We start from the raw sequence: 8,238 nt of genomic DNA, 5'->3' as shown, positions 1-8,238 counted from the left end.
CCCGGTGGCGCGTGTCCGGCACGCGCCACCGAGGCTCGCCCGCGCGCCCCTGCACACCGCCCGCCCATACACGCTGACGGCGGTCAGATCTCTCCAGTTCTGGCCGCCGAACATTGGCGGATCACGCAACCGTCCGCCGCCGCCCAGCGGCGACACTGGTCGAGTACCGCCCGCCCCAAGTCCAGCAGGGGGACCTCATGACCGGGTCGCGTGTCCTGGCCCTCGGCCATTACCAGCCCTCCCGCGTACTCACCAACGACGAACTCGCCACGATGGTGGAGACCGACGACGCCTGGATCCGCAGCCGCGTCGGCATCCGCACCCGACACATCGCGGCGCCGGACGAGACCGTGGACGCGATGGCCGCGGCGGCCGCCGCCAAGGCCCTGGCCGCCGGCGGGCTCGCCGCCCGGGACATCGACCTCGTCCTGGTCGCCACCTGCACCGCCACCGACCGCAGCCCCAACACCGCGGCCCGGGTCGCCGCCCGCCTCGGCATGGCCGCCCCCGCCGCGATGGACATCAACGTCGTCTGCTCCGGCTTCACCCACGCCCTGGCCACCGCCGACCACGCCATCCAGGCCGGCTCGGCGAAGAACGCCCTGGTCATCGGTGCCGAGAAGTTCACCGACGTGGTCGACTGGACGGACCGCTCCACCTGCGTCCTCGTGGGCGACGGCGCCGCCGCGGCCGTCGTCACCGCCGCACCGGAACCGCACATCAGCCCCGTGCTGTGGGGCTCGGTGCCCGAGATGGGCGGCGCGGTACGCATCGAGGGCGACCCGGCCCGCTTCTCCCAGGAGGGCCAGACCGTCTACCGCTGGGCCACCACCCAGCTCCCGGCCATCGCCCGCAAGGTCTGCGACCGCGCCGGCGTCCGCCCCGAGGACCTCGCAGGCGTCGTCCTCCACCAGGCGAACCTCCGGATCATCGAGCCGGTCGCCGAACGCATCGGCGCGGTCAACGCGGTGGTCGCCCGCGACGTCGTCGACTCCGGCAACACCTCCGCCGCCTCGGTCCCCCTGGCGCTCGCCAAACTGGTCGAGCGGCGCGACATCCCCGCCGGCGCCCCCGTCCTCCTCTTCGCCTTCGGCGGCAACCTCTCGTACGCGGGCCAGGTCATCCGCTGCCCGTAGCGCCTCTCCCCCCAGGCCCACTGCTTGCAAGCCCCCTCCCCGCGGGCCCGCTCAGCGGACGTCCAGCGGGATGTCCTGCGGGTGCTCCTCCATGTACATCACGCCGCACGTACGACAGAACGGCAGGGCGTCGGGCGTCCCCCACCTCTCGACCGACTGGGTGGCGGCGGCGGGCGCCAGCGCCCGGCCGCACATCGCCGTGGTCGCGCCCAGCCGGGCCATGTGCCACTGCTTGACCGGCGTGTCCTCGTGCGGCAGCACGCCCTCCGCATACTCAGCGCGCATCTCGTGCTCCATGGCAGGTGCACCTCCTACCGCCCACAATGCGCCGCTCCCGGGAAGGCCACAACGCCAGGGCGTACGGCCGGGCGGTGCCGGCGGCCCGGCCGTACGCACCGCCCGTGACATGGCCCGTCGGACAGGCCCCGGAACCAGGCCCTAGAACACCGACCACCCGGTGAGCGTCGTGAACTGGTCCAGCGCGGCCATCCCCGCCACGGAATTCCCGCGCGCGTCCAGCGCCGGACTCCACACGCACAGCGTGCACCGCCCCGGCACCACCGCCACGATTCCGCCGCCCACACCGCTCTTCGCCGGCAGCCCCACGCGGTACGCGAACTCCCCCGCCGCGTCGTACGTCCCGCACGTCAGCATCACCGCGTTGATGCGCTTGGCCTCACGCGCCTCCAGCAGCCGGCTGCCGTCGGCCCGCAGCCCGTGCCGCGCCAGGAAGCCCCCGGCGACCGCCAGATCCCGGCAGGTCATCTCGATCGAGCACTGCCAGAAATAGTGCTCGATGACGCTCGGCACGGGATTCTCCAGGTTCCCGAACGACGCCATGAAGTGCGCCAGCGCCGCGTTCCGGTCGCCGTGGTCCGCCTCGGAACCGGCCACGACCTGGTCGAACGCCAGCTCCGCGTTGCCGCTCTCCTCCCGCAGGAACTCCAGCATCGACGTACTCGCGTCACCGGTCAGCGTCTGCAGCCGGTCCGTCACCACCAGCGCCCCCGCGTTGATGAACGGATTGCGCGGGATCCCGTTCTCCCATTCCAGCTGCACCAGCGAGTTGAACGGCGTCCCGGAAGGCTCCCGCCCCACCCGCTTCCAGATGTCGTCGTCACCGTGGGACTGGGCCATCACCAGCGCCAGCGAGAACGCCTTGGAAATCGACTGCACGGAGAACGGGACCTCCCAGTCACCGGTCCCGTACACGTCGCCGTTGATGTCCGCCACCGCGATGCCGAAGCGGTCCGCGGACACCCGCTCCAGCGCCGGAATGTAGTCGGCGACGTGCCCGCGCCCCACGAACGGCCTCGCGAAGGCCGCTACCTCCTCAAGTACGGCCTGGTAGTCCATGGGGGACACGCTAACCCCCCGCACCGGGCGCCCCCATCGGAGGCCCCGGCCGCACGGCGGCCTGCGCCAACCGGCTCACCCGTGTCGCGCCCCGCGCCGGCATCCCCGACCCTGGCACGGGAACCGTACGACGGCCCACGCCGTTGATCCGTACGAGACCGACCAGGCCAACCGGTGGGCCCGGCCCGACAGATGACGGCCGGCCCCGGCCGACCGCACCGGTTTCACCGATGTCCATCTCACCCATGTTCTTGGAGGCAGCAATGACCGGGTTCCTCGACCGCGCCAAGGAGCAGGCCAAGCAGGGACTGGCGCAGGGCAAGCAGAAAGTCGACGAGTTGCAGCAGCAGCGGGCCGGCAACGACCTGCTGAGGAAGCTGGGCGCCGCCTACTACGCCGAGCGCCGCGGCAGTGGTACCCCGGATGCCACCCAGAGCGCCCTGACCGCCCTCGAAGCCCACATCAGCGCCCACGGCGACGGCTTCCTCCACGGCAGCTGACCACCAGCCGCACCGCCACCGCACCCCCGTCCCCACCCTCCCCGGCCCTCCCCACCCTGTGACCAGCCCCGATCCCCAGGCCCTGCGCCCCCGCCTGCCCTCCCCCGTCCAGGAGATCGACGACGAGCCGTTCTCCCGCCGGGGCATACGCCTGCTCCTCAAGCGGGACGACCTCATCCATCCCGCACTCCCGGGCAACAAGTGGCGCAAGCTGGCGCCCAACCTTCGGGCCGCGGCCGAGGCGGGCGACCGTGCGCTGCTCACCTTCGGCGGCGCGTACTCCAACCATCTGCGGGCCACCGCCGCCGCGGGCCGGCTCCTCGGCTTCGCCACCATCGGCGTGGTCCGCGGCGACGAGCTGGCCGGCGCCCCGCTCAACTCCTCGCTGGCCCGCTGCGCCGCCGACGGCATGCGGCTGCACTTCGTCGACCGCGCCGGCTACCGCCGCAAGACCGACCCGGAGTTCCTCGCCGCGCTGCACGACCGGTTCGGCGCGTTCCGCGTCATACCGGAAGGCGGCAGCAACTCCCTTGCCGCACAGGGCTGTACGGAACTGGGCCGGGAGCTGCGCGGTGCGGCGGGCACGGTCGCGGTGGCCTGCGGCACGGGCGGCACCCTCGCCGGACTCGCCGCCGGACTCGCCCCCGGCCAGCGCGCCATCGGCGTCCCGGTCCTCAAGGGCGGCCGGCCGCACTTCCTCCATGAGACGGTCGCCGGGCTCCAGCGCGCGGCCTTCGGCGGCCCGCGCGGCGACTGGCGGCTGGCGGAGGACTTCCACTTCGGCGGCTACGCCCGCCGCACCCCCGAGCTGGACGCCTTCGCCGACGCCTTCGAGGAGCGCCACGGCCTGCCCGTGGAACGGGTCTACGTCGCCAAGCTGCTGTTCGCGCTGACGGCGATGGCCGGGGAGGGCGCCTTCGCCCCCGGCACCGCGGTCGCCGCGGTCGTCACGGGCACGCCGTAACGGCCCGCGCCCCGCCCGTCCGTCAGGTCGCCGACTCCCGGTAGGCCGCCGCCTCTTCCAGGTCCAGTCGCCGCAGCAGCGTGCGCATCATCTCGTCGTCGATCCGCCGGGCGTCGCGCAGCTCGACGAACACCCGACGCTCGACGTCGATCATCTCCCGCGCGAGCCGCCGGTAGGTCTCGTCGGCCGACTCGCCGGTCACCGCGTTCACCGCGCCCAGCCGCTCCCACACGGAGTCGCGGCGGCGCTCCATGACCGTGCGCAGCCGGTCGGAGAGGGGCCCGGGAAGCGCGTTGCGCTCGTCCTGGAGGAGTTCGTCCAGTCGGGCCTCGGCGGCCCGCGACGCCTCGCTCTGCGCCTGCGCCTCGGCGAGCGTCTCGGCCTGCGCGTCCCGGCCGGGCAGCTTCAGTGCGCGGATCAGCGGGGGCAGCGTCAGCCCCTGGATGACCAGGGTGCCGATGACCGTGGTGAAGGTCAGGAAGAGGACGAGGTTGCGGGAGGGGAAGGAGCCGCCCCCGTGCACCACCGGCGGGATGGAGAAGGCGATGGCCAGCGAGACCACCCCGCGCATCCCGGCCCAGCCCACGACGACCGGCGCGGTCCAGTTCGTGTCCGGCTCCCGGGCGCGGATCCGGGCCGACAGGAAGCGCGGCAGATACGTAGCGGGGAACACCCACACGAAGCGCGCCAGCACCACCACGGCGAACAGCACGGCCGCGTACCCGAGGGCCTGTGCCGTACTGAACTCCCCCAGCCCGCGCAGCACGACCGGCAGCTGGAGCCCGATCAGCGCGAAGACCGCGGACTCCAGCACGAAGGAGACCATCTTCCAGACGGCGCCCTCCTGGAGCCGGGTCCCGAAGTCGACCTGCCAGGAGCGGTGCCCCAGGTAGAGCCCCACCACCACGACGGCGAGCACCCCGGAGGCCCCGACCTGCTCGGCAGCCGCGTAGGCGGTGAACGGGATGAGCAGCGAGAGGGTGTTCTCCAGGAGGGCCGACTCCCGCAGCCGGCAGCGCAGCCAGTGCAGCGGCACCATCAGGACGACACCGATGCCGATGCCGCCCAGGGAGGCGACCGCGAACTGCCTGATGCCGTCGCCCCAGGTGGCGCCGGCCCCCAGCGCGGCGGCCAGCGCCACCTTGTACGCGGTGATCGCGGTGGCGTCGTTGACCAGCGATTCGCCCTGGAGGATCGTCGTGATCCGGTGCGGCAGCCCCAGTCTGCGGGCGATCGCGGTGGCCGCGACGGCGTCCGGCGGCGCGACCACGGCGCCCAGGACGAGCGCGGCGGTCAGCGGTAGATCCGGGATGACCAGGTAGGCCACGTAGCCGACGACCAGCGTCGCGAACAGCACATAGCCGAACGACAGCAGCGCCACCGGCCGCAGGTTGGCCCGCAGGTCCAGATAGGAGCTGTCGAGCGCGGCGGTGTGCAGCAGCGGGGGCAGCAGCAGCGGCAGCACGATGTGCGGGTCGAGGGTGTAGTCCGGGATCCCCGGGATGTACGCGGCGCCGAGCCCCGCGGCCACCAGCAGCAGCGGCGCCGGCACCGGCGTGCGCCGCGCCAGCCCGGCGACCCCCGCGCTCCCCGCGACCAGCAACAGCAGCGGCATCACGTCCATCGGCCCGTCCCGTCCCGGTATCCTCCGTCGGTCCTCCCGGCGATCTAACCTGGCCATCATGAGCGAGTGCACGCATGTTCCCGACCTCCCGCGCGCCGAACCGGCACCGCTGAGCGACACCTGCCTGGAGTGCCTGGCCGCCGGGAGCCATCCCGTCCAGCTGCGGCTCTGCCTGGTCTGCGGCCACGTCGGCTGCTGCGACTCCTCGCCGTACCGGCACGCGACCGCGCACTACGAGGAGACCGGGCACCCGGTGATGCGGTCGTTCGAGCCAGGCGACTCGTGGCGCTGGTGCTTCACGGACCAGATCCTGGTGTGAGGCCCGGGCCCGCCGGCACCCCCGTGGGGCGCACACCGCTGCCGGGCGCCCGTCAGGGTCTGTCCGACGCCGACCCACCGGACAGGCTCTAGCCTTGCCGCATGATCCGCGAAGCGACCCCCGACGACATACCGGTCGTCCTGGCCATGATCGGCGAACTGGCCGCCTACGAACGCGTCCCGGAAGCCGCACAGGCCACCGAAACGCAGCTCAGGGAGGCCCTGTTCGGCCCCCAGCCGGCCGTCTTCGCGCTGCTGGCCGAGGCCGACGGCGCCCCTGTGGGGTTCGCTCTGTGGTTCCGGAACTTCTCGACGTGGACGGGCACGCACGGTATCTATCTGGAGGACCTCTATGTGCGCCCCGAGGCGCGCGGCGGCGGTCACGGCAAGGCCCTGCTGGTGGCCCTCGCGAAGATCTGCACGGACCGCGGATACGAGCGTTTCGAGTGGTCAGTCCTCGATTGGAACGAACCGTCCATCGGTTTTTACCGATCCATCGGCGCCCGGCCCATGGACGAATGGACCGTCTTCCGGCTCACTGGAGAGGAGCTGCACGACCTGGCCGGCACGGCAGAGGTCAACGGAGCGTAATCGGCTGTGATTTGACAGCTCCGACCCCTACCACTGTCCGTGCCCGAGGTTTTACACTCAGTGACAGACGCGACGCCGGGCGAGCCCGAGCCGCCTCCGTCCGGACGGCTGCCCTGCTCCTTCCGGGCGACACCGGCCCGCGGATCGCGATAGCGTCACAGCCGAACCATGTGCCGCGCCGGATCGTTCTCCTTTCACCAGACGGGAGAGCTGCCCGGCACGAACACCCCCGAAGAACGCGAACACCAAGAGCATTCATCACGCATTCCAGCTCAACCAGCTTGTGCCACCTTGGAGGTGAGGGTGTCCCAGATCGCAGGCGAGCCCGGGACTGTGGACTTCGTGGAAGTCCGTCTGCCCGCTGCGGGTGCCTACCTGTCAGTGCTGCGTACGGCCACGGCCGGACTCGCAGCCCGCTTGGACTTCACCCTCGACGAGATCGAGGATCTGCGCATCGCGGTCGACGAAGCCTGCGCGATCCTGCTGCAACAGGCCGTCCCCGGCAGTGTGCTGAGCTGCGTCTTCCGTCTCATCGACGACGCACTCCAGGTGACGGTGTCGGCCCCGACGACGGACGGCCGCGCTCCCGAGCGCGACACCTTCGCCTGGACGGTGCTCTCCGCGCTGGCCGGCAAGGTCGACTCCACCGTCGCCGAGGACCGAACGGTCACCATCAGTCTGTACAAGGAGCGCGGCGCCGGTCCCGGACCGTCATGACCGAACAGGGGGCCCCGTGAAAGATCTCGAACGCGGCGCGAGGATGGCGGCGGGAGCGACCATCCCCGGGCAGCATGCCCGGCCGCACCCGGTGGGAGCGGACGACCACGGCGGCCGGTTGGACGCGGCGGAGCAGGCAGAGCGGGCGGACCACATGGACCAGAGCGAGCAGCAGGGTCGGCAGGCGGATCGGCACGGGCCTCCGGGCCCCGACGACAAGCCCCAGGATCAGCATTCCCCGGAGCCGCAGGACGGTCGCGAGCGCAGCGGCGCCCGGGCGATGTTCTACGAGCTGCGCAAGCTCCCCGAGGGCTCCCCTGAGCGCGCGGAGCTGCGCAACACCCTCGTACGGATGCATCTGCCGCTCGTCGAGCACCTGGCCCGACGGTTCCGCAACCGCGGCGAGCCGCTCGACGATCTGACCCAGGTCGCCACCATCGGCCTGATCAAGTCGGTGGACCGCTTCGACCCGGAGCGCGGCGTGGAGTTCTCCACGTATGCCACACCCACGGTCGTCGGGGAGATCAAGCGGCACTTCCGCGACAAGGGCTGGGCGGTCCGCGTCCCGCGGCGCCTCCAGGAGCTGCGGCTGTCGCTGACCACCGCCACCGCGGAGCTCTCCCAGCGGCACGGCCGGGCGCCCACGGTCCATGAGCTGGCCGAGCATCTGGGGATCTCCGAGGAGGAGGTCCTGGAGGGTCTGGAGTCGGCCAACGCGTACAGCACGCTGTCGCTGGACGTCCCGGACACGGACGACGAGTCCCCGGCCGTCGCGGACACCCTCGGCGCGGAGGACGAGGCGCTGGAGGGCGTGGAGTACCGCGAGTCCCTCAAGCCGCTGCTGGAGGACCTCCCGCCGCGCGAGAAGAAGATCCTGCTGCTGCGGTTCTTCGGCAACATGACCCAGTCGCAGATCGCCCAGGAGGTCGGCATCTCCCAGATGCACGTCTCGCGCCTCCTGGCCCGCACCCTCGCCCAGCTGCGCGACAAGCTCCTGGTCGAGGAGTAGTCGAGGAGTAGCCGGCACCGAAC

The 8,238-nt window shown here is 72.0% G+C and carries 10 protein-coding genes; 7 read left to right on the top strand and 3 right to left on the bottom strand.

Translation table 11 applies throughout. The features are described 5' to 3' along the window. The first annotated feature begins 197 nt into the window (after positions 1–197). The gene (locus ACO1BR_RS05000; protein WP_426793780.1) at positions 198–1,136 is read left to right on the top strand and encodes a beta-ketoacyl-ACP synthase III; all 939 of its coding nucleotides are present in this window, start codon (positions 198–200) and stop codon (positions 1,134–1,136) included. A gap of 51 nt (positions 1,137–1,187) precedes the next feature. Here ACO1BR_RS05000 and ACO1BR_RS04995 read toward each other — a convergent pair whose 3' ends face one another. Beyond that, on the bottom strand, positions 1,188–1,433 hold the full coding sequence (locus ACO1BR_RS04995) for a hypothetical protein (protein WP_159508111.1): 246 nt from the start codon (positions 1,431–1,433) through the stop codon (positions 1,188–1,190). Between the two features lie 141 nt (positions 1,434–1,574). Further along, positions 1,575–2,492, bottom strand: coding sequence for a glutaminase (locus tag ACO1BR_RS04990; RefSeq protein WP_426793779.1), 918 nt, complete (start codon positions 2,490–2,492; stop codon positions 1,575–1,577). 263 nt (positions 2,493–2,755) lie between these two features. Between ACO1BR_RS04990 and ACO1BR_RS04985 the strand changes: the two genes are divergently transcribed. Further along, on the top strand, positions 2,756–2,992 hold the full coding sequence (locus ACO1BR_RS04985; protein WP_159508113.1) for a hypothetical protein: 237 nt from the start codon (positions 2,756–2,758) through the stop codon (positions 2,990–2,992). Positions 2,993–3,050: 58 nt separating this feature from the next. Beyond that, positions 3,051–3,956, top strand: a complete 906-nt coding sequence (locus tag ACO1BR_RS04980; protein WP_426793778.1) for a 1-aminocyclopropane-1-carboxylate deaminase/D-cysteine desulfhydrase — start codon at positions 3,051–3,053, stop codon at positions 3,954–3,956. Between the two features lie 22 nt (positions 3,957–3,978). On the opposite strand, the gene ACO1BR_RS04975 is transcribed toward ACO1BR_RS04980, so the two are convergent. Further along, positions 3,979–5,580 carry a Na+/H+ antiporter gene (locus tag ACO1BR_RS04975; RefSeq protein ID WP_426793777.1) on the bottom strand — a complete coding sequence of 534 codons (1,602 nt, stop codon included), beginning with the start codon at positions 5,578–5,580 and terminating at the stop codon, positions 3,979–3,981. Between the two features lie 58 nt (positions 5,581–5,638). On the opposite strand from ACO1BR_RS04975, the gene ACO1BR_RS04970 reads away from it, so the two are divergent. The 4 genes from ACO1BR_RS04970 (at position 5,639) to ACO1BR_RS04955 (ending at position 8,215) form a co-directional block, all read left to right on the top strand. Then, on the top strand, positions 5,639–5,899 hold the full coding sequence (locus ACO1BR_RS04970; protein WP_426793776.1) for a UBP-type zinc finger domain-containing protein: 261 nt from the start codon (positions 5,639–5,641) through the stop codon (positions 5,897–5,899). 101 nt (positions 5,900–6,000) lie between these two features. Then, on the top strand, positions 6,001–6,489 hold the full coding sequence (locus ACO1BR_RS04965; protein WP_426793775.1) for an N-acetyltransferase family protein: 489 nt from the start codon (positions 6,001–6,003) through the stop codon (positions 6,487–6,489). 303 nt (positions 6,490–6,792) lie between these two features. Beyond that, positions 6,793–7,206, top strand: coding sequence for an anti-sigma regulatory factor (locus ACO1BR_RS04960; RefSeq protein ID WP_043266046.1), 414 nt, complete (start codon positions 6,793–6,795; stop codon positions 7,204–7,206). A gap of 43 nt (positions 7,207–7,249) precedes the next feature. Continuing rightward, complete coding sequence (locus ACO1BR_RS04955) at positions 7,250–8,215, top strand: RNA polymerase sigma factor SigF (RefSeq protein ID WP_426794000.1); 966 nt, start codon at positions 7,250–7,252, stop codon at positions 8,213–8,215. Positions 8,216–8,238 lie beyond the last annotated feature (23 nt).

Source organism: Streptomyces sp. YGL11-2 (genome assembly GCF_050054615.1).
Lineage (GTDB): Bacteria > Actinomycetota > Actinomycetes > Streptomycetales > Streptomycetaceae > Streptomyces.
Note: the sequence above shows the minus strand (reverse complement) of the source record. Positions and strands in the feature narration are given on the sequence as shown.